15 protein-coding genes and 1 other annotated feature are annotated in these 20,232 nt (G+C 60.2%); of the genes, 11 read left to right on the forward strand and 4 right to left on the reverse strand.

Translation table 11 applies throughout. The features are described from left to right. Positions 1-816: 816 nt before the first annotated feature. Together ACFFT4_RS32145 and ACFFT4_RS32150 are read right to left on the reverse strand one after the other, a co-directional pair. Positions 817-2,379 carry a response regulator transcription factor gene (locus ACFFT4_RS32145; protein ID WP_378053404.1) on the reverse strand — a complete coding sequence of 521 codons (1,563 nt, stop codon included), beginning with the start codon at positions 2,377-2,379 and terminating at the stop codon, positions 817-819. Further along, positions 2,354-4,165 (reverse strand): cache domain-containing sensor histidine kinase, encoded by a 1,812-nt coding sequence (locus ACFFT4_RS32150; RefSeq protein WP_378053406.1) that lies wholly within the window; start codon positions 4,163-4,165, stop codon positions 2,354-2,356. Before ACFFT4_RS32150 ends, ACFFT4_RS32145 begins: the two co-directional genes overlap by 26 nt. A gap of 247 nt (positions 4,166-4,412) precedes the next feature. Here ACFFT4_RS32150 and ACFFT4_RS32155 point away from each other — a divergent pair, with 247 nt between their 5' ends. Genes ACFFT4_RS32155 through ACFFT4_RS32180 form a run of 6 tightly spaced genes read left to right on the forward strand, consistent with a single transcriptional unit; the run spans position 4,413 to position 11,234 of the window. Beyond that, positions 4,413-5,408: a carbohydrate ABC transporter permease gene (locus tag ACFFT4_RS32155; RefSeq protein ID WP_378053408.1), complete on the forward strand. Its 996-nt coding sequence runs from the start codon at positions 4,413-4,415 to the stop codon at positions 5,406-5,408. 25 nt (positions 5,409-5,433) lie between these two features. Continuing rightward, positions 5,434-6,279: a carbohydrate ABC transporter permease gene (locus ACFFT4_RS32160; protein ID WP_378053410.1), complete on the forward strand. Its 846-nt coding sequence runs from the start codon at positions 5,434-5,436 to the stop codon at positions 6,277-6,279. Positions 6,280-6,325: 46 nt separating this feature from the next. Next, positions 6,326-7,687, forward strand: a complete 1,362-nt coding sequence (locus tag ACFFT4_RS32165; protein ID WP_378053412.1) for an ABC transporter substrate-binding protein — start codon at positions 6,326-6,328, stop codon at positions 7,685-7,687. A gap of 28 nt (positions 7,688-7,715) precedes the next feature. Then, positions 7,716-9,101, forward strand: coding sequence for an FAD-dependent oxidoreductase (locus tag ACFFT4_RS32170; RefSeq protein WP_378053414.1), 1,386 nt, complete (start codon positions 7,716-7,718; stop codon positions 9,099-9,101). A 1-nt stretch (position 9,102) separates the two neighbouring features. Beyond that, complete coding sequence (locus ACFFT4_RS32175) at positions 9,103-10,197, forward strand: NAD(P)-dependent alcohol dehydrogenase (protein WP_378053416.1); 1,095 nt, start codon at positions 9,103-9,105, stop codon at positions 10,195-10,197. A gap of 20 nt (positions 10,198-10,217) precedes the next feature. After that, entirely contained in the window at positions 10,218-11,234 is a 1,017-nt protein-coding gene (locus ACFFT4_RS32180; protein ID WP_378053418.1) for a zinc-dependent alcohol dehydrogenase family protein, read from the forward strand. A gap of 16 nt (positions 11,235-11,250) precedes the next feature. Here the strand turns inward: ACFFT4_RS32180 and argS (ACFFT4_RS32185) are convergent, their stop codons facing one another. Then, positions 11,251-12,951, reverse strand: coding sequence for an arginine--tRNA ligase (gene argS, locus ACFFT4_RS32185; protein ID WP_378053420.1), 1,701 nt, complete (start codon positions 12,949-12,951; stop codon positions 11,251-11,253). 59 nt (positions 12,952-13,010) lie between these two features. Beyond that, positions 13,011-13,233, reverse strand: a binding site (T-box leader). Positions 13,234-13,376: 143 nt separating this feature from the next. Here argS (ACFFT4_RS32185) and ACFFT4_RS32190 point away from each other — a divergent pair. Continuing rightward, on the forward strand, positions 13,377-13,793 hold the full coding sequence (locus ACFFT4_RS32190) for a YwiB family protein (protein ID WP_378053422.1): 417 nt from the start codon (positions 13,377-13,379) through the stop codon (positions 13,791-13,793). Positions 13,794-13,798: 5 nt separating this feature from the next. Further along, entirely contained in the window at positions 13,799-15,475 is a 1,677-nt protein-coding gene (gene argS, locus ACFFT4_RS32195) for an arginine--tRNA ligase (RefSeq protein ID WP_378053424.1), read from the forward strand. Positions 15,476-15,478: 3 nt separating this feature from the next. On the opposite strand, the gene ACFFT4_RS32200 is transcribed toward argS (ACFFT4_RS32195), so the two are convergent. Continuing rightward, positions 15,479-16,621, reverse strand: a complete 1,143-nt coding sequence (locus ACFFT4_RS32200; protein WP_378053426.1) for a S8 family peptidase — start codon at positions 16,619-16,621, stop codon at positions 15,479-15,481. Between the two features lie 434 nt (positions 16,622-17,055). Between ACFFT4_RS32200 and rpoE the strand changes: the two genes are divergently transcribed. From rpoE to ACFFT4_RS32215, 3 genes are all read left to right on the forward strand, one after another. Then, positions 17,056-17,634 (forward strand): DNA-directed RNA polymerase subunit delta, encoded by a 579-nt coding sequence (gene rpoE, locus ACFFT4_RS32205; RefSeq protein ID WP_378053428.1) that lies wholly within the window; start codon positions 17,056-17,058, stop codon positions 17,632-17,634. Positions 17,635-17,907: 273 nt separating this feature from the next. Beyond that, on the forward strand, positions 17,908-19,512 hold the full coding sequence (gene pyrG, locus ACFFT4_RS32210) for a CTP synthase (RefSeq protein ID WP_378053430.1): 1,605 nt from the start codon (positions 17,908-17,910) through the stop codon (positions 19,510-19,512). Between the two features lie 280 nt (positions 19,513-19,792). Then, positions 19,793-20,188, forward strand: coding sequence for a response regulator (locus ACFFT4_RS32215; RefSeq protein WP_378053432.1), 396 nt, complete (start codon positions 19,793-19,795; stop codon positions 20,186-20,188). The last annotated feature ends 44 nt before the right edge of the window (positions 20,189-20,232 follow it).

Raw genomic sequence — 20,232 nt, forward strand, 5'->3', positions numbered from 1 at the left:
AGTTGAAGTTGCTTGAGAAGATCACTAGACAACGTAGGGGAATGTACCTTCTGGAGGCCTAATCGCGATCCGCCCACGTTTACGAATCTATCGGAGCCGCGATGGTGAGCGAATAAGTGTGTACGACGGGCTTAAACGATCTACCGGAGCCGGTGGTGAGCGAATAAGCGCGTGCGACGGGCTTAAACGATCTACCGGAGCCGATGGTGAGCGAATAAGGTGTGCGACGGGATGCGGGAATTCCTGCAGCGAAAGGAGGTACAGCGGGCAAAGACGAAGGATAAATTGCGTGAATGAAATGGCCGTGTTACGATTAGGATAGAAGCAGGAGTCGGAGGGCCATCCGACTCCCTGCACAACATTTTGGGTGGGAAACCTCCCAGAGTAAATCGGAGAAAATAATCCGCACCGTGGCGCTAGGGCGTGTATGCAAACCCGCTCAGAGGCATCTATCACCGCCTTTTCGCCCCCTGCTGCGTCACTTTTGCTTGACGTACCCCCGGTACGCCTTCTCAAAAGTTCCTTGCATGGAACGAAAATTCGGCAACATCTGCTATCCTCGGAGTATGCATACACGCCCTAACCTGGGCGGATTATTTTCGTTTATGCAGATAAGTGAGCAACGTCAGCATAAACCTGCCGAGCATAATCACTTCCGTTAACGAAAATTGCATTCGCATCACCCCCGCTCCGGAGGCGATACTTACCGGCTCAAGTCTGTTGTGCACGAATAGAGACTAATAAGAATGGCTTGTGCCGAGAGGAACTAGGTTCAAAATTCAATCAGCGTCTGCGGAAGTATAATCCGCAGGCGCTTTATTTGTTTTTCTGAAACTGGGCCGGCGTCGTTCCGGTAACCCGCTTGAAGATTTTTGCGAAATATTTGGGGTTGTCGAAGCCTACCCGTTCCCCGATCTCGTACCAGGGCAGCGAGCCCTCGCGGAGCAGCTCTTTCGCCTTGTCGACGCGGAGGTTGTGCAGGTAATGAACGAAGGGCTGGCCGGTGCTCTTGGAAAACAGAAAGCTGAAATAGTTGTCGCTCAGATTGACGTGGGCGGCGACTTCCTGCACCCGCAGCGGATTGCGGTAATTTTCCTTCATGTAGCGAATCGCTTGTTCGATCTCGCTCCTCCGGCCGTTTTGCGAACAATCCTCCAGAAGCTCCCGAGCCACCGTATGGAACCGCCAGCACCATTCCCGCAATTCCTCGTAGGTGTCCAACTGGTTAAGCTGCTCGAAGGGAGAGGACTGCTCCCAGAAGCCCTGCAGCGGATAGCCCCACTCCCCCAGCAGGAGAGCGACCGACGATTGCCATTGCAGCATCCTTTCCCGAACGAGCCGAGGGGAGATTCGCGTCGACGGAACCGCGGGGAACAGCTCCTCGAATCTTCGGACCGCGAGGTCGCCGTCCGTCTGCTCGAGCGCGGCCAAATAAGCCTTCAGCGTCGCGGTCGGAGCGAAGCGGGCGGAGTCCTCGGAGCTGTCGTCGCTCACCGCTTCCGGCGAGTACAGGTGCGCCGATCCGGGGCCGGAATAGAATCTTCCGGCCAGCGCCTCCTGCGCTTCGCGGTAAGCTTCGTTCCGCTCCTCTGTCCTGCCCCGGATCGCGCCGAGGCCGACCGACAGCCGGGCCCCCTCAGGCCCCAGCTTCCGCAGCGCGGCCGCGAGATCGTCCCGCCAGCGTGCAGCCAGCATTTCGTCGCTCTCCGCGTCCGCGGGTTCGACGGAGGGGGAGGCCGAAGCGACGAACACGGAGTCCGGCACGGCCGTATGCAAGATCGCTTCCCGCAAACCGGGCTCCGAAGCCGCGGCGAGCAAGCGCCCCGCCGCCCCGCCGTCGGAGTCGGGAGGCAGGCGAACGATCCCCACGGCGAACAGTCGGCCCTCCGGCACAAACTCGCGGTCTTCGCCGTCCGCTTGTGCGCCGGCCAGCCACTCCGGCAGACCAAGCGCGGAAGCCGATCCCGAATCGCTTCCCGGCCGCTTTGCCAGCTCGTCCGAAGCTCCCGCCTTGGCGTTTCTCGCCTGAAGCACCGACTCCAGAAGCTCCTCCGGACTCATCGTCAGCTTGTGCACGTAATCGATCACACCGAGCCGGATCGCTTCCCGGACCGCGCCGAAGTCCTCGCGCACGCTCAGAATCAGGATCGCCGTATCCGGAAGCTCCTTGCGCACCAGCCGAATCATCTCCAGGCCGTCCATGATCGGCATCTGAATGTCGGTGATCACCATATCGGGCTTCAGCCTGCGGATCAGCTCCAGGCCGGTTCGTCCGTCCGCGGCGTCGCCGACGACCTGGATGCCGTGCTCCTCCCAGGGAATCCCCGACAAAATTCCTTTGCGCACGAGCACTTCATCTTCCACGACGACGATTCTCATCGTCTTCCCTCCCCTCCGTCTCCGGCTCCGCATGCCGCTCCAGCGGCAGCCGGATTGATACGTACGTTCTGCCTTCCTCTTCCGCTCTCCGGATGACGACTCCGTAGCCATCGCCGTACATCATGCGCACTCGCTTGTGCACGTTCCGCAGCCCGACACTGGTGAAGCCGGCCGGCCGCTCGTCGTCGCCGATCCGCTCGGCGATGTCGCGCAGCCGCTCCTTGTTGACCTCCAGGCCGTTGTCCACGATTTCCAGCAGCAGCTCGCCGGGAGAGTCGACCCTTGCACGGATCAGCATCTCTCCCCGTCCTTCCTGGAAGGAGGCGTGCCGGTACACGTTCTCGACGAGCGGCTGAAGCGACAGCTTGGGAACCAGCGCGTCCAGCGTCTCTTCCTCGAGCTGCTCCGAGACGGAGACATGATCCCCGAACCGGTAGCGCTGAATCGTCATGAAGTAGCGGACATTGTCCATTTCCTCCCGCAGACTGATGCGGTCCTGCCCGCGATGGATGCTCATGTCGAGCAGATGCCCCAGAGACATCAGCATCTCGGTAATCGGCTTCGTGCCGGCCATGATCGACATCCAGCGGATCGTATTGAGCGTGTTGTGCAGAAAATGCGGATTGATCTGCGCCTGCAGCGCTTCCAGCTTGGCCTGCTCGTGGTGTCTCTCCAGCACGATCTCGCGGTCGATATGGCCCCGCAGGCGGTCGAGCATTTTATTGAAGGCTTGGCCGAGCAGCCCGGCTTCGTCTCTCGTCGCGATTTCCACGGTGACGTCGAGCCGTCCTTTTTCCACCTTCTTCATGACGTTCCTCAGTCGGCGCAGCGGACGGGTCAGCATGTTCGAGAGAAAGACGATAACGCCGAGAAACACGACCATGCTGATCGAGAAAATCGTGATGGAGACGTTGCGGATTCGGTCGATCTCGCGAAAGACGGCGCCGTGCGGCACGATCTGCACGATTTTCCAGCCCGTCATCGGCAGCGAGTACGTGCTCAGCACGTATTTGGCCCCGCCCGCCCGCGTGCTGACGGTGCCGTCCCCGGAGCTCTCGATGACGGGGCGCAGCGCCTCATACAACGGTAGAGCCTCCTCCGGAAGCGGGGTCAACGCCTGCTCGTCCGGTCCGACAAGCAGCCCGAAGCCGGGCGTCGCGGGATGGCCGGTCTGCAGAATGTCGAGGTACGATTGCGTCGGTTCGCTGATGACCAGCTGGCCGATTCCTCGATTGCTCTCGTCGCGAAAAACCATGGATACGGTCAGCAGCGTCTGCTTGTCCGGCGCGGCGTAGCTGGGATGATTCAATGTCCACACCATGTACCCGTTCTCCTCCAGCGTGTGCCGGAACCAGTCGCTTTCCTTCATCGCGTTCATCGCTTGCGGCGTTCGCCCCCAGTTGGTGTACAGCGAGCCGTAATTGTCGAAGACGGAAAAATAGAAGCTGTCGCTGGCGGTCGCCGTCGACATCTCCAGAAACTTTTTGTCCATCACATGAGTGTTGTCCAGCATGTCGCGCTCCGTGATCGGAGGGCGCAGCAGCGCGCGCCTTACGTTCTCGTCGATGACCAGGGAGGCGGTGGCGTGCATCATCGTCTGCAGCTTGCGTTCAATATTCAGGTTGATTTGATGAAGCCGCTCCTCGGCCGAGGATTCGACCTGGTGGCGCAGGACATTCTCGATTTCCTTATACGTATACAGGCTGGCCCCGAGAATCGGGACGAGCACGAACGCGACGAAAGCGGCGATCCATTTCGTTCGCAGGCTGGTGAAGGGCAAAGACACGGCTGCCGGCCTCCTTGGTCTGGGGATGCAACCTTCCGTTTGCAGCAAGTGTGCCCCGCTCGGCGTTTTTCGAATCCCAACGGCTGCGAAGCGGAACCGAACGAAAGTCGTTGCGACCCCCGATACAGCGCTTTCATCTCATCAGTATAGGCAGGCTTGGCCCGTCGTGTAAACGAATTGTCGGCGAATTCGGAGAATCGTCGCTCTTTTTCTGAAAATCGTAGCCCAATGCGGAAGAACGTCGTTGATGAAAATAGAATTGTATCCGTTTTCAGCGGGAATGGGTGTATCGGGCACCGGGCGGGAAGCGCTAACATGGGCGTTAGACTTCGGCAGTTGGAAAGGAGAGAGCGTTATTCGCACGCAAAAGCAATCCGATACGTTGGCCGGGTGGATGTTCATCCTGCCCGCCATTGCGGGCTTCGGAATATTGACGATCGTTCCGATCGTTTTGTCGCTGGTGATCAGCTTCACCGACTGGAACTTTCTCGATGGGTTAAAAGGGTTGCGATTTATCGGTCTGCGCAACTTCGTGGAAATGTGGTCGGACAAATGGTTCGTGGACAGTCTGCTGAACAACCTGCTGTTCGCCGCGGTCACCGTGCCCGCGACGATCGTGCTGTCGCTGCTGGCGGCGATCGGCCTGAACAAGGGCGTCTATCTGAAATCGCCGATCCGGCTCATGATCTTCATGCCCTACGTCTCCAACATCGTCGCCATCTCGATTGTCTGGGGGACGCTGTACAATCCGTCGATGGGGCCGATCAATGCGTTCCTCCGGAGCGTCGGCGTCACCGATCCGCCGGGCTGGCTGGCGAGCAGCGCCTGGGCGCTGCCCGCGATCATGATCATGACGATATGGGCCAACGTCGGCTACAACATGATTATTTATTTGGCGGGCTTGCAGGGAATCTCCAAGGATCTCTACGAGGCCGCGAAGATCGACGGGGCGGGGCCGGCGCGCAGCTTCTTCCGCATTACGCTGCCGATGCTGTCGCCGACTACCTTCTTCGTCATGATCACCAGCATCATTCATTCTTTCCAGGTGTTCATCGCGGTGTTCGTCATGACGAAGGGCGGCCCAGGCTCGTCCACGACGGTGCTGACGTATTATTCGTACCGCACGGGCTTCGATTTCTACAAAATGGGCTATTCGTCGGCCATGGCCTGGATTTTGTTCCTGATTATTTTCCTGATTACGTTCCTGCAGTGGCAGGGGCAGAAAAGATGGGTGCATTACTGACCCGAAGCTACGAGGAGGAAACCGTATGGAGTTGAAACTGGGGGGCAAGAGCCTGTCCCTGCCGAAGCTGGCGCTGACCGTGCTGCTCGCGGCGTTCGGTCTGCTGATGGTGCTGCCCTTCGTATGGATGCTGTCCACCTCGTTCAAAATTCCGATCGACGTGTTCAACTATCCGATCGAATGGATACCGAAGCGCTTCAATTGGAACAACTACGGACGCGTCTGGAACGGAACGCAGCCTTTCGATTTGTTTTATTATAATTCCGTGAAGGTGACGGCGATTACGGTCGTCGGCACCGTGCTGGTCTGCTCGGCGGCCGCTTACGGCTTCTCCCGGATCCGGTTCAAGGGCCGGGACGCGGTGTTCTTCGTCTTTCTGGCGACACTGATGATACCGGACCAGGTCACGCTAGTGCCGCGGTTTATCATCTTCAACTATCTGGGCATCTACGATACGCATTTTGCGCTCATCTTGCCGGGGATGTTCACGGCTTTCGGGGTGTTCCTGCTCCGGCAATTTTACGTCGGCATTCCGGAGGACTTCTCGGAGGCGGCCAGGATCGAGGGTGCGGGGCATTTCCAGACGTGGCTGCGCATCATCCTGCCGCTGTCGAAGCCCGCGCTCGTCTCTCTTGTCATTCTGAGCTTCACCTGGAACTGGAACGAGTTTGTTAACCCGCTCGTCTTCCTGGCGTCGAAGGAGCTGTACACGATTCCGCTCGGCTTGACCAATTTTATCGACGAATCGGGGACCGACTACACATTGATGATGGCCGCGGCGGTCAGCTCGATCCTGCCGGTCATCGCCCTCTTCCTGGCTTGTCAGAAGTGGTTTATCGAGGGGGTGGTGTCCAGCGGCGTAAAAGGTTAGCGGCAAAAGCAATATATACAATTCAGAATAAAAAGGGAGATGTCGCATGAAAAAGATTACGATCTCGTTGTTCGCGTTAACTTTGGCCCTGACTATGGTGCTGGCTGGCTGTTCCGGCGGCAAGAACGATTCCGCTCCGTCCGGCTCCTCGGAGACCGGAGCGGCCGGCAAAGTCGTCAAGCTCAAATTCTGGGGCGCCGTGCCGGAGGAGTCCGGGCCGAAGGAGGCCGTGGACAACTGGAACAAGGCCAACCCGGACATTCAGGTGGAATACGTCCGCTTCGTCAACGACGAGAGCGGCAATACGAAGCTGGAGACGGCACTGCTCGCGGGCGACCAGGTGGACCTGTTCATCAATTACCGGATGGACAAGCTGGCCAAGCGCATTGAGGCGGGGATGGTCGAACCGCTGGACGGCTATATCGAGCAAAGCGGCTTTGACCTCGCGGACAATTTCGGCGAGAACTCGATCACGAAATTCGGAGACAAAACTTATTATATTCCGGCCATTATTTTGAACGACTTCGTTTCGTTGAACAAAACCTTCCTGGACGAAGCCAATCTCCCGATTCCTCAAGAATGGACTTGGGACGAGTATATGGACTACGCGGCGAAGCTGACTCAAGGAGATGGGGCGGACAAGCGCTGGGGCTCCTATACCGACCTGCTGCAGCCGAAGATTTTCGAGTATTTGGACAAGGCGGTCAAGACCGAACTGGGCCCGGACGCTTTCTATAAGGAAGACGGCTCGAGCAATTTCGACGATCCGGCGTTCAAGCGTTATTTCGACATCATGTACAACCTGGAGAAAACGCTGAAGGCGCAGCCGCCGATCGCGGAAGCGAAGGCGACGAAGATGGAAGGCATCCAATTGTATCTCACGAACAAGGTCGCCATGCACTGGATCGGCACGGCGAGCTTGCGGAACATCAAAAACACGACCGATTATCCGCACGATTTCATTACGGCGTTCGCGCCGCCTCCGAAGCTGACGGACAACAGCAAGTATCTCGGCGGCGGAACCGGGTATCTGGATTTCACGACGATCAACGCCAAGTCGCAGAACAAAGACGCCGCGTGGAAGTTCATGCAGTGGTACGTGACGGAAGGCAACGAGCCGCTCATCGCCGGCGGGCGCGTGCCGGCCTGGAAGAAGGCGGACCAGGACAAGGTCGCTTCGCTGATTCTGGGCGAAAACCCGGAGAAGCTGTTCGACGTGGAATCGTTCAAGCAGGTCGTCTTCGCCGACGTCGAGTACGTCCGCGACACGAAGTTCGATCATCTGGCGGAAATCCAGAAGATCGTCGAGGAAGAGGGCGAGCGCGTCCTCATCGGGGAGAAGCCGACGGAGGATGCGGTGAAATCGATGAAGGAGCGGGCGGACAAGCTGCTGCTCGGCTCCCAATAAACGAATCGGGGAAAGGAAGACAACTTCTATGACGAATAACAGCATCGCTTATGCAACCGGAGTTCCGGTCGTCCTGGACACCGACGTGCTCGTCATCGGAGGAGGGCCCGCCGGCATCGCGGCGGCCCTTGCCTCCGCCAGAGCGGGAGCGCGGACGGCGCTGGTCGAGCGTTACGGCTTCCTGGGAGGCAACGCGACCGCGGGACTGGTCGGTCCCTTCATGACCTCTTACAGCGACGACGGACAGACGCAGCTCGTCAAAGGCGTGTTCGACGAGCTGGTGCGCCGGATGGAAACGTTCGGCGGAGCCGTTCACCCGGAGAAGGTTCGAACGGGCAGCCCGTATTCCGGCTTCTTCAGCAAAGGGCACGACCATGTGACCCCGTTCGATCCGGAGGCGGTGAAGCTGGCCGCCGCCGAGATGATGGAGGAAGCCGGGGTCCGGACCTTCATGCATACGTTTTTCGTGGACGCGATCGTAGAGGACGGCCGCGTGAACGGCGCGATTCTCGTGAACAAATCCGGTCTTCAGGCGGTACGGGCCAAGACGACGGTCGATTGCAGCGCCGATGCCGACGTGGCTTCCCGCGCGGGAGCCGAGCTGGAGACGGGCCGGAAATCGGACGGCCTGACCCAGCCGATGACGATGTTCTTCCGCGTTGCGGGCGTCGATGACGAAGAGATTCTGAAATACGTCGAAGAGCATCCCGAAGAACGGGACCTGCTGTTCGGCAGCTTGATCGAAGAGAAACGGGCTTCGGGCGAGTGGAAGGTGAATAAAAACCACTTGGGCATCTACCGGACGACCCAGGCCGGCGTGTGGCGAGTCAATACGAGCCGGGTGCAGGGGCTGAGCGGCACGAGCGCGGAGGATCTGGCGAAGGCCGAGCTGGAGGGCCGCAGGCAGGTGTTCGAGCTGTTGGCGTTCTTCCGCAAATACTTCCCGGGCTTCCGCAACGCGGTGCTGGTCGATACGGCGACGCAGATCGGAGTCCGCGAAACGAGGAGAATCGTCGGGGAATATATGCTGACCGCGGAGGACCTGATCAGCGGCCGTTCCTTCGACGATGTCGTCGCCCTGTACGGGTATCCGATCGATATTCACAGTCCGAACGAAGTGACGACCGAATTCAGCAAAGAATTTCATACCGCGAATATCTATCAGCTGCCGTACCGGATTCTTGTGCCCCGGAACACGGAAGGGCTGCTGGTTGCCGGACGCTGCGTATCCGCGACGCACGAGGCGCTCGGCGCGATCCGTGTCATGCCGTGCGCGTTCGCCCTCGGCCAGGCGGCGGGAGCCGCGGCCGCGCTGGCCGCCGCGCAGGGGACGGAGCCGCGCGGCGTGAATGTGCGGGAGCTGCAGCGAACGCTGCTGGCGCAAGACGTTGTGCTCCCGGAAGGCGTGGTCTGACATGAGGGATGCGACCGGAACCCGCGCGGTTCCCGTCGTTCCGCGGGAGATGGACGCCGCGGTGCTCCACCGGCCTTTCGAGGTTCGGCTGGAGCGCCGGCCGACGCCCGAACCGCGGGAGGACGAGGTGCTGATTCAAGTGAAGGCCGTGGGCGTCTGCGGCTCGGACGTCCACTATTACGAGCACGGAAAAATCGGGCGCTACGTCGTCGACCGCCCGCTTGTGCTCGGCCACGAATGCTCGGGCGTCGTCGCCGCGGTCGGAGCGGCCGTGACGCGCTTCGCGCCGGGCGACCGGGTCGCCGTCGAGCCGGGCATCGCCTGCGGCCGCTGCGCCAGCTGCAAATCCGGCAAATACAACCTGTGCCCGGACGTCCGTTTTCTAGCGACGCCCCCGATTGACGGGGCGTTCGCCCAGTTCATCGCGATCCGCGAGGATTTCGTCTTCCCGATCCCGGAGGGGCTCAGCTTCGAGCGAGCGGCAATGAACGAGCCGTTCTCGGTCGGCTTGCACGCCGTCCGCAGAGCGGGCGTGAAGACGGGAGACACGGTCGCGATCATGGGCATGGGGCCGGTCGGACTGCTGACGGTCGTCGCCGCCAAAGCCTGCGGAGCGTCGCGGGTGTTCGTGTCCGACGTCGAGCCGCTTCGCCTGGAGGCCGCGCTGAAGCTCGGCGCGGAGCTCGCGGTTCACGCCGGCCGGGAGGACGCGGCGGCTGCGATTCACGCGGCGACGGGCGGCGAAGGCGCCGACGTTGCGATCGAGACCGCCGGCAATCCGCAGGCGCTTCGGTCCGCGCTGCTGGCGACGAAGCGCGGCGGCGTCGCGGCGGTCGTCGGTCTGCCGCCGGAAGGGCGCGCGGAATTGAGCATCTCCGATCTCGTCGACAACGAGATCGATATTCGCGGCGTGTTCCGCTACGCCAACACGTATCCGCTCGGGTTGTCCCTGCTGGCCGATCCGGCGAAGAACATCGAGACGCTCTTCACGGACGCTTATTCGCTCGAAGAGACCGCCGCGGCTCTGGAGCGGGCGAGAACGAACAAAAGCGGCTCGCTGAAAGTGCTTGTCTATCCGAACGGGATTGGCGGATAATAAATTCGAGGTGAAGACGAATGAAGATGAAGGCTCTTGTCATCGAAAGTCCGCGCCAGGCGGTCGTCCGCGAGCTTCCGGTTCCGCGGGCCAAGCCGGGGGAAATCGTCGTTCGGGTGAAGCGGGCGGGAATATGCGGGACGGATATTCACATTTATAACGGGGAATATTTGTCCCCCTACCCGATCGTTCCGGGACACGAATTTTCGGGTATCGTCAGCGAGGTCGGGGAAGGGGTCGAGGGATTCCGGGAGGGAGACCGCGTCAGCGCCGATCCGAACCTGTCGTGCGGCCGCTGCCGGTTCTGCTTGTCCGGCCGCGCCAACCATTGCGAACGCTGGGCGGCGATCGGCGTGACGCTTCCCGGCGCGATGGCGGAGTATGTGGCCGTGCCCGCGGAGCTGGCGATGCGTCTGTCCGATCGGCTGAGCTTCGCGGAGGCGGCGCTGGTAGAGCCGGTCGCCTGCGTCGTGCAGGCGCTCCGGAGGCTCAAGCCCGGGACGGCCGACAGCGCGCTGCTGTTCGGAGCCGGGGCGATGGGGCAGCAGTGGGTTCAGGCTTTGGCGATGTCCGGCGTATCCGAGCTTGTGGTCGTCGATCTGGCGGAGGAGAAGCTGGAGATGGCGGCCAAGTGGGGGGCGACGAGAACCGTCCCCGGCGGCCGGGTTGCCGAAGAGCTTGAAGATCGCCGGGGCAAGAACGGCTTCGACATCGTCGTCGATACGACGGGCATTCCCCGCGTGATCGAGGACAGCTTCCAATATCTCGGCCCCTGCGGCCGCTACGTGCAGTTCGGCGTGACGACGGAGGAGGCGACGGTAGCGCTGCGGACGTTCGGGCTCTATCAGATGGAATGGACGCTGATCGGCTCCATGGCGCTGAACCATACGTTCGCTCCGGCACTCGCCTGGCTGGAGGCGGGCCGCCTCTCGGTGGGACATCTCGTCACGCGGGAGCTGAGCCTGGAGGGAGCCCTCGAGTTTTTCCGGGGCGACCGCCGTTCGTCGGATATGAAAGTACAGATTTCGTTCGAATGATACGCGCCAGCATGGGTTACATTTCGCGAGGGGCCCGGATTCCAAGCAGCTGAAGTCCGTCGCGCAGAACGCCGGCGACAGCCGCGGCCAGGCTCAATTTGGAGACGATCTCGGCCTCGTCGGCCCCTTCGCCCAATATTTTCCCGGAGTTGTAGAAACGGTTGAAGTCCTTGGCCAGGGCGAGCAGATACCTGGCGACCGCATACGGTTCGTTCAGGCGCACGGCTTCCCTGATCGCGCTCTCGTATCCGGTCAGCGTCTTGACGCACGCCCAGGCCGGCTCCGAGGACAGATGGGCTCCGTCGACGGCGCGGTCGACGCGGAGCTCCTCGTAGCTGCCTCTGCGCAGCAGGCTGCAGATCCGCGCGTGGGTGTACTGCAAATACGGCCCGGTCTCGCCGTCGAAGCTGACGGCCTCCTCCAAATTAAAGTCGACGGACAACTGGCGGTGATGCTTCAAGTCGCCGAAGACGATCGCTCCGACGCCCACAGCCTCGGCCACCTCATCCTTGTTCGGGAGGTCGGGGCTTTTCTCGTTGATGATGCGCAGGGCCCGCTCGGCCGCCTCGTTGAGCACTTCTTCCAGCATGACGACCTTGCCTTTGCGCGTCGACATCTTCTTGCCCGCGAACGTGATCAGTCCGAAAGGGACGTGATGGCAGTTCGCGGCCCATTCGTGTCCCATTTTGCGCAGCACGGCGAACACCTGTTGGAAATGCAGGCTCTGCTCGGCGCCGACGACGTACAAAATTTCGTCCGCCTTCAGCTCCTCTTTCCGATAGATAGCGGTGGCGAGATCGCGGACCGCGTAGATCGTCGAGCCGTCTTTTTTCAGCACAAGGCACGGCGGCATGCCTTCCTCCTCGAGCCGGACGATTCTGGCGCCCGCGTCCTCCTCCAGCAGGGACAGCTCCTCCAGCTTGCGCACGACGGGATCGACCTTGTCGTTGTAGAAGCTCTCGCCCGCATAGGAATCGAAAGCGACGCCAAGCCGTTCGTACACGCGCCGGAACTCCTTCAGGCTCTCGTCGACGAAATACTGCCACAGCTCGCGCATCGCGGCGTCGCCGCGCTCCAGCTTGGCGAACGCTTCCCGCGCCTCGTCCTCGAGCGCCGGCTCCAGCTCCGCCTGGCGGTGGAATTCCACGTACAGCCGCAAGCTTTCCTGAATCGGGGCCCGTTCCAGCGCTTGTCGGTCTCCCCACTTCAAATACGCGACGATCAGCTTGCCGAATTGCGTGCCCCAGTCCCCGATGTGGTTGACGTTGTACACGTCGTAGCCCATCGCCCGATACAGGCGGACCAAGGCGTTGCCGATCATCGTCGAGCGCAGGTGGCCGATGCCGAACGGCTTGGCGATATTCGGGGAAGACATGTCGACGACGACCCTTCTGCCGGCCCCGTCCGCGGAGCGTCCGTAGCCCTCGCTCAGCGCCCGCTCTACGAACTCGCTTCTCCAATGGGCCCCGCGGAAAACGAGGTTCAGATAACCGCCCGCCGATTCGGCCCGCAGGTCGTCGCGGTCGGCGTTGATTTGCCCGGCGAGCCGCTCGGCGATAACGGCCGGGGACTGCCTGAGCGTCTTGGCGAACGGGAAGCATGGCAGCGAGACGTCTCCCAGCTTCTGCTCGGGCGGAATTTCCAGCTTCGCGCGCAGCTCCCCGGGAGTCAGATCGACATACGGCGCCAAAATGACGGATGCATGGTGCAGCAGCATAACAGTTTCCTCCTCGTCTATGCGGAAAGCGCGCCGAAACGCAAAAAACCTCCATCTCGTAAAGAGACGGAGGTCGATTCCGCGGTACCACTCTTCTGGCCTTCCCGCATGGGGAGGCCGCTTCGTTAAAAGGTAACGGCTCAGCGCCGGACCTCCCTACTGCCGGGGCGGTTCAGGAGGTCGACTCCCGAGTGCGGTTCCTTCGGCTCCTGCGCCGGCTTTCACCGCCCCGGCTCGCTGCGATCAGGAAGGACGAAGTACTCTCTCGTTCATCGTCGTTTTCGCTATTTGTACCATTATAGCCAGATTCCTTCCGGATGACAATCCAAGGCAGACCGCAGAAAGCGCGAATATTCGATTTGAATTGACGAAGGGTTCTGTATATAGTAGTAAAAAGAGAATGAGACGTAGGAGAGAGCGAGCAAATGCCGGACAAGCGGAAGGTGCGGGTCGAGTTCCGAAGCTGGCAGCAGGACGGGAGCGTGCAGCGATCCGAGATGCCGGGCGAGCTGTTCCGTCTGAAGACGGGCTGGGCGCTGACCTATGCCGAGGAGCCCGACGAGAACGGGGTGGAGGCGAGCAATACGCTGTTCATCCATGAGAATGAGCTGCAGCTCAGACGGCGGGGCGCCATTTTCCTCGAACAGAGGTTTCGGCAGGGGGAGCTTGCCGCGGGTAAAATGGAGACGCCGTACGGCCTTCATGCCGTGCAGGCGCTCACGTCGACGCTGGCCAGCAAGCTGTCGGAATCCGGGGGCAGCGTGGAATGGACGTACGACTTGCTCATGCAAGATCAGAAGGTCGGAAGCTTCCGCATTCGGCTGGATATTCGGGAGGAATAAGCAGGATGGGCGTATTGGAACAATTGCAATTATCGGTTAAAGAGGCATTGGCGGACGCCACGCTGGCGGCGGGCCTGGTCGCGGACAAGAGCGAGCTGCCGGCGATCGTGCTGGAGGTGCCGAAGGACAAGGCGCACGGAGATTTGGCGACCAACCTGGCGATGCAGCTGACGAAGATCGCCAAGAAAAATCCGCGGCAGATCGCGGAGGAGATTATCGGCAAGCTGGAGGAAGGACGAGCCTTCATCCAGGGGGCGGAAATCGCCGGTCCGGGCTTTATCAATTTCCGTCTCGACAAGAGCTATCTGTACCCGGTCGTCGGCGAAGCGCTGTCCCTAGGGGAGAAATACGGCCACGCGAACGCCGGGCAAGGCAGGAAAGTCCAGGTCGAGTTCGTCAGCGCCAACCCGACGGGCAGCCTTCACCTCGGGCACGCCCGCGGAGCGGCCGTCGGCGACGCGCTCTGCAACGTGCTGGCGGCGGCCGGATGCGAGGTAACGCGCGAATATTACATCAACGATGCCGGCAACCAGGTGAACAATCTGGCCAAGTCGCTTGAAGCCCGCTATCGGCAAGCGCTTGGACAAGAGGCGGAAATGCCGGAGGACGGCTACTACGGCGAGGATATCGTCGGCTTCGCCAAGGAGCTGGCGCAGGAGGAAGGGGAGCGGCTGCTGGCGCTGTCCGACGAAGAGCGCTTCGCGTTCTTCCGCCGCTACGGGCTCGACAAGGAGCTGGCCAAGATCAAGCGCGATCTGGCGCGCTTCGGGGTCCGGTTCGACGAGTGGTACAGCGAGACCTCGCTCTACGAAACCGGAAAGGTGACGGAGGTGCTCGAAGCGCTGAGGGCGAAGGGGCACGTCTACGAGCAAGACGGCGCGGTCTGGCTTGCGTCCACGGCGTTCGGGGACGACAAGGATCGCGTGCTCGTGAAGAACGACGGCAGCTATACGTATTTAACGCCGGACGCGGCGTACCATAGGGATAAGTACAAGCGGGGCTACGACCAGCTGATCAACATCTGGGGAGCCGACCATCACGGCTATATTCCGCGCATGAAAGCGGCGATGGCCGCAATGGGCAACGATCCGGACAAGCTGACCGTGCTGATCGCCCAGATGGTCAGCCTGTTCCAGAACGGCGAGAAGGTGAAAATGTCCAAGCGCACGGGCAAGGCGATCACGATGGAGGATCTCATGGACGAGGTCGGAGTCGACGCGATTCGCTATTTCTTCTCGATGCGGAGCATGGATTCCCATCTGGATTTCGACATGGATTTGGCCGTGTCGAAATCCAACGAAAATCCCGTGTTTTACGTCCAGTACGCGCATGCGAGAATATGCAGCATTTTCCGTCAGGCCGAAGAGCAGGGAGTGGCGGTACGGCCGTGGCAGGAGGCCGACCTGGCCCGGCTGAGCGCCGAGCAGGAGCTTGACTTGCTGAGGAAGATCGGCGAGCTGCCGGAGACGATCGCGGAAGCGGCCCGGATTTACGCGCCTCATGCGATCATTCGCTACGTGTACGAGCTGGCCTCCCAGTTCCACAGCTACTACAAGGCGGAGCGGGTCATTACCGAGGATGCCGGGCAGAGCCAGGCCCGCCTGCAGCTGCTCGGAGCGATCCGCATCGCGATCGCGAACTCGCTTGCTCTTGTCGGCGTGTCCGCTCCCGATAAGATGTAACGTTCATAATCGCTCCGCGGCGTTCAAGATCCGCGTCACGCTAAGCTCCCCGGCCGACCGGGGGGCTTTCGCCTTTCTCAGGGGAACGGCGGAGCTTTTGACGATCGATTTGATCTGTCCCGGGGAAAGTCCCGGCTTGAGCGACAGGAGCAGGGCGATCGCCCCCGTCACATGCGACGTGGCCATCGACGTTCCGCTCATCTCGCGGTGCTTGCCTCTCAACCACGAGGACATGATCCGGTCGCCGGGAGCGTAGATGTCGATCAGCGGGCTGCGGTTCGTAAATTTGGCGACGCGTCCGGCCCGGTTCGTCGCGCCTACGGCGATCGTCTGGCCGAAGCCCGCCGGATAGTCGATGTCCCCGACTCGGCCTTCGTTGCCCGAAGAGGCGACGATCAGCACGCCCGAATGGTAGGCGCGGTTGACGGCGCTCAGCAGGGAGCGGCTTTTCGTGCGCATGCCGAAGCTCATGTTGACGACGTCCATATGGTTGCGGACGCACCAATCGATGCCCAGAACGATATCGGAGACGAAGGCGGTGCCGTTATGGTCGAAGGCCTTGACCGGATAGAGGAGCGATCTTGGAGCGACGCCGATCATGCCCTGGAGCTCGTTGGCCGCGGCGATGGTTCCGGCGATATGCGTGCCGTGGCCGTTGTCGTCCTGGGGCAGCGCCATCCGATTCAGCAGGTTGATGCCGCGCTCGAGCGAATGCCGCAGGTCCGGATGAGTGTAATCCACGCCGGTGTCGATGACGCCTATCCTCACCCGGTGGCCGGTCGTTCTTCCCCAGGCTTGCGGCGCCTGGATATGGCGTACGCCCCAAGGTATGCCCTTGTCGGTTACGATCGCCCCTTTGGGCAGCGCCCGGACTTCGATCGGCTCGTCGACCTCCCATACCGCCTTGTCCCCGAGCGAACGGGACAGCCGGAACGCTTTGTCCGCGGGACAAGAGACCGCCCGGATAAGCGGCAAAGGGCGAACGTCCCGATCCGGCTCTCCGCGGCGGGGCTCGCGCAGCCGATCGTTCAGCAGGAACCGTCCGTAATCGCGGTCGTCCAGAAAGCGGACGATATATCGGCGGCCAGCGGGGTTTGACGGGTCGGGGGGCTCGCGGAGTCCGCCCGCGGCTCGGCTTGCATCCAATGCGGCATCCCTCCCGGACGAATGTGCAGGCAAGACGCCGCAAGCGGCGCGCTTCTCTGCCATGTCCTCTACAGTATGAATGTCCGGCGCCGAAGGCCTGGGAAAGGGGCCTTTTTCGCAGGAAATAGGCGGTGTCCCGTGTCAATTTCGCACCCGCGACATAGGATGAAGGGAGAGTTTCCCGGCGAGACTCTTGGTCATGCCGGTTCCTCCGCCCGCGGAGCGGCCGGGAAGGATACAGTCGAAAAGCGAAGGCGCCGTCCGCCGGGGACACGCCTTCGCTTTTTCGCGCTTTATGACCCGGCGAATAGAGGGAAGGCGCAGGCTGCGTTTAAGCGCGACTTGCAATTTTATGAAAAATACGGTTTACTAAAGGATGAAAAATTTAACGTGAAGGTTTATACCGGTTCACATACAGAGAGGATGGAAGTCGCGTGAGCGCCGAATACGTGCTGAAAATCGACTCCGAGAAAATCCGCGAGATGCCGATGGTCGATCTGGCTTACGAGCTGTTGAAGACAGCGAATACTCCGTTCTACTATCGCGATCTGATGATGGAAATCGCCAAGATGCGCGGATTGTCCCAGGAGCAAATCACGGAAGTCATTGCCCAGCTGTACACGGAAATCAATATCGACGGCAGATTCGCTTGCGTAGGCGGCAACGTCTGGGGACTGAAGCGGTGGTATCCGGTCGAACGCTCCGACGAGCAGATGGGCGGAGCGAAGCGTCCTCGCATTATCAACGACGACGACGATGAGGACGACGAGGACCTGTTCGGCGAAGAAGAGGAAGTCGTAGCCGGAGACGACGACAACTACGATCTGTTCGACGAGGATCAGGAAGGCGTATTCGAGGAAGGCGAAGAAGCGGCCGAAGCCGACGACGAGGTCGTGCTCGAAGACGACGAGGAAGCGGAGATCGACGAGGAGATCGACCCGGCCGACGAGGACGACGATTTCGACGACGAGGAAGAGGACGCCGCGGAAGAAGAGGAAGAAGAAGAGGATTAAACGGCTGCCGGACAAGGACGGAGCGCCCCGCGCGAGCGGTTTCTCCGTCCTTGAATCGGAGCGGTCGATAGACTTGACACCGCCCATTCCAGAAGTTAAACTTATGCTTGGGCTTTAGAAGCGCGGTTTTCCATAGTGTTGGATTTTGAAAAGTGCCCCCATTTATTTGGGTGACACTTTTTTGTTTTTTTTCCGGATTGCAAGGGAAATTCGGTTTCGGGCAAAGCTAATTGAGAATGCCGCATCAGCAGGCAGCGGGAGGTTTCGTACAGGGTGACCAAATATATTTTCGTAACGGGAGGCGTCGTCTCTTCCCTCGGCAAGGGCATTACGGCCGCTTCGTTGGGCAGGCTGCTCAAAAATCGCGGGCTTAAGGTGACCATACAGAAGTTCGATCCGTACATCAACGTCGATCCGGGGACGATGAGTCCCTATCAGCACGGGGAAGTGTTCGTAACCGACGACGGAGCGGAGACGGATCTGGATCTGGGCCATTACGAGCGGTTTATCGATATTAATCTATCGAAGAACAGCAACGTGACGACGGGCAAAATTTATTCCACGGTAATCAGCAAAGAACGTCGCGGAGAATATCTCGGCGGCACGGTGCAGGTCATTCCGCACATTACGAACGAGATCAAGGACCGCGTCTTCCGCGCCGGCAAGGAAGCGGGCTCGGACGTCGTTATTACGGAGATTGGCGGCACGGTCGGAGATATCGAGAGCCTGCCGTTCCTCGAGGCGATTCGCCAAATCAAGAGCGACATCGGCCGGGACAACGTGATGTATATTCACGTGACGCTCATTCCATATATTAAAGCGGCGGGGGAAGTCAAGACGAAGCCGACCCAACATAGCGTAAAGGAATTGCGCAGCATCGGCATCCAGCCGAACGTCATCGTCTGCCGTACGGAGTATCCTCTGGCCGACGATCTGAAGCGCAAGATCGCTTCTCTGTGCGATATCGATTCGAACGCGGTCATCGAATGCCGCGACGCCGCAACCTTGTATGAAGTTCCGCTTAATCTTCAGGCCGAAGGCTTGGACGATTACGTCGTCAAGCATTTGAATCTGTCGACGGGAGCTCCGGATATGAGCGAGTGGGAAGCGCTCGTCGCCCGGGTCAAATCGCTTAAGAAGACGACGGAAATCGCGATCGTGGGCAAGTACGTCGCGCTTCACGACGCCTACCTGAGTATCGTGGAGTCGCTCGCCCACGCCGGGTTCGACGCCGATTCGGAAGTGAACATCCGCTGGGTCAACGCGGAGGAGATTGAGCCGGGCAACGTGGACGAGCTGTTGGGAGGCGTTCACGGCATTCTCGTGCCGGGCGGCTTCGGAGACAGAGGCATCGAGGGGAAAATTACCGCGATTCGCTATGCCCGCGAGAGCGGCACGCCGTTCTTCGGCATTTGTCTCGGCATGCAAGTGGCGGTGGTCGAGTATGCGCGTTATATGGCCGGATTGGACGGAGCGAACAGTTCGGAGATTCATCCGGCTACGCCTTATCCGGTGATCGATCTGCTTCCGGAGCAGAAGGATATCGAGGATCTCGGCGGCACGATGCGTCTCGGCCTCTATCCGTGCAAGCTGGCCCAGGGCAGCCTGGCGGCGCAATGCTACGGGGACGAGCTTGTCTACGAGAGGCATCGTCATCGGTACGAGTTCAACAACGAGTATCGCGAACGCATCGAAGCGGCGGGCATGCGCATCTCCGGCACTTCTCCGGACGGACGTCTCGTGGAGATGATCGAGCTGCCGGACCATCCTTGGTTCCTCGCGGCGCAGTTCCATCCGGAATTCACTTCGCGTCCGAACCGTCCGCAGCCGCTGTTCCGCGAATTCGTGAAGGCGGCCCTGCGCCGGTCCGAGGCTTGATTCGGAGCGGTCGTCCAAGCCAACAAAGTCTTATCGAACGATAATACACGGATGGATGTTCATGGGCATCTATCTCCTTCCGCTGCTCCGCGATCCTTTCAGGACCGCATGAGGCAATCGCGAGGAGATGGGTGCCTTCTTTCTTCTCTGTATAAGAAAGACGGGAAATTGTCAATAATCGATATTTGAGCCGTCGTACATATTTTTACATGGAAAGAGAAGGAATTCGTACTTCTGGTCACGAATAAGGCTACAACAGTGATTCGGGGGAGATGAACTCTTGGATAAGAAAAGATTGTTGATCGTCGATGATCAGGTCGGTATCCGTATTTTATTGTTGGAGGTGTTCGCTACCGAAGGTTACGAAACCTTCCAGGCGGCGAACGGGAGAACGGCTCTGGATATCGTTCGGACGAACCGACCCGATCTCGTGCTGCTCGATATGAAGATTCCCGGAATGGACGGACTCGAGATTCTGAAGCAGATCAAAGAATACGACCGGGAAATCAAAGTCATCATGATGACCGCTTACGGAGAACTGGACATGATCAAGGAAGCGACGGATTTGGGCGCGCTGATGCATTTTACGAAGCCGTTCGATATCGACGAGATGAGAATGGCCGTCAATATGCAGCTCGGGCACGGGTCGTCCTCGCACTTCGCTACGGGCTCTTGATTCGGCGGCGGGAGGCCGGCTCAGGCTAAACTTGGAAACATGAG

This window comes from Cohnella cellulosilytica (genome assembly GCF_042431195.1).
Lineage (GTDB): Bacteria > Bacillota > Bacilli > Paenibacillales > Paenibacillaceae > Cohnella > Cohnella cellulosilytica.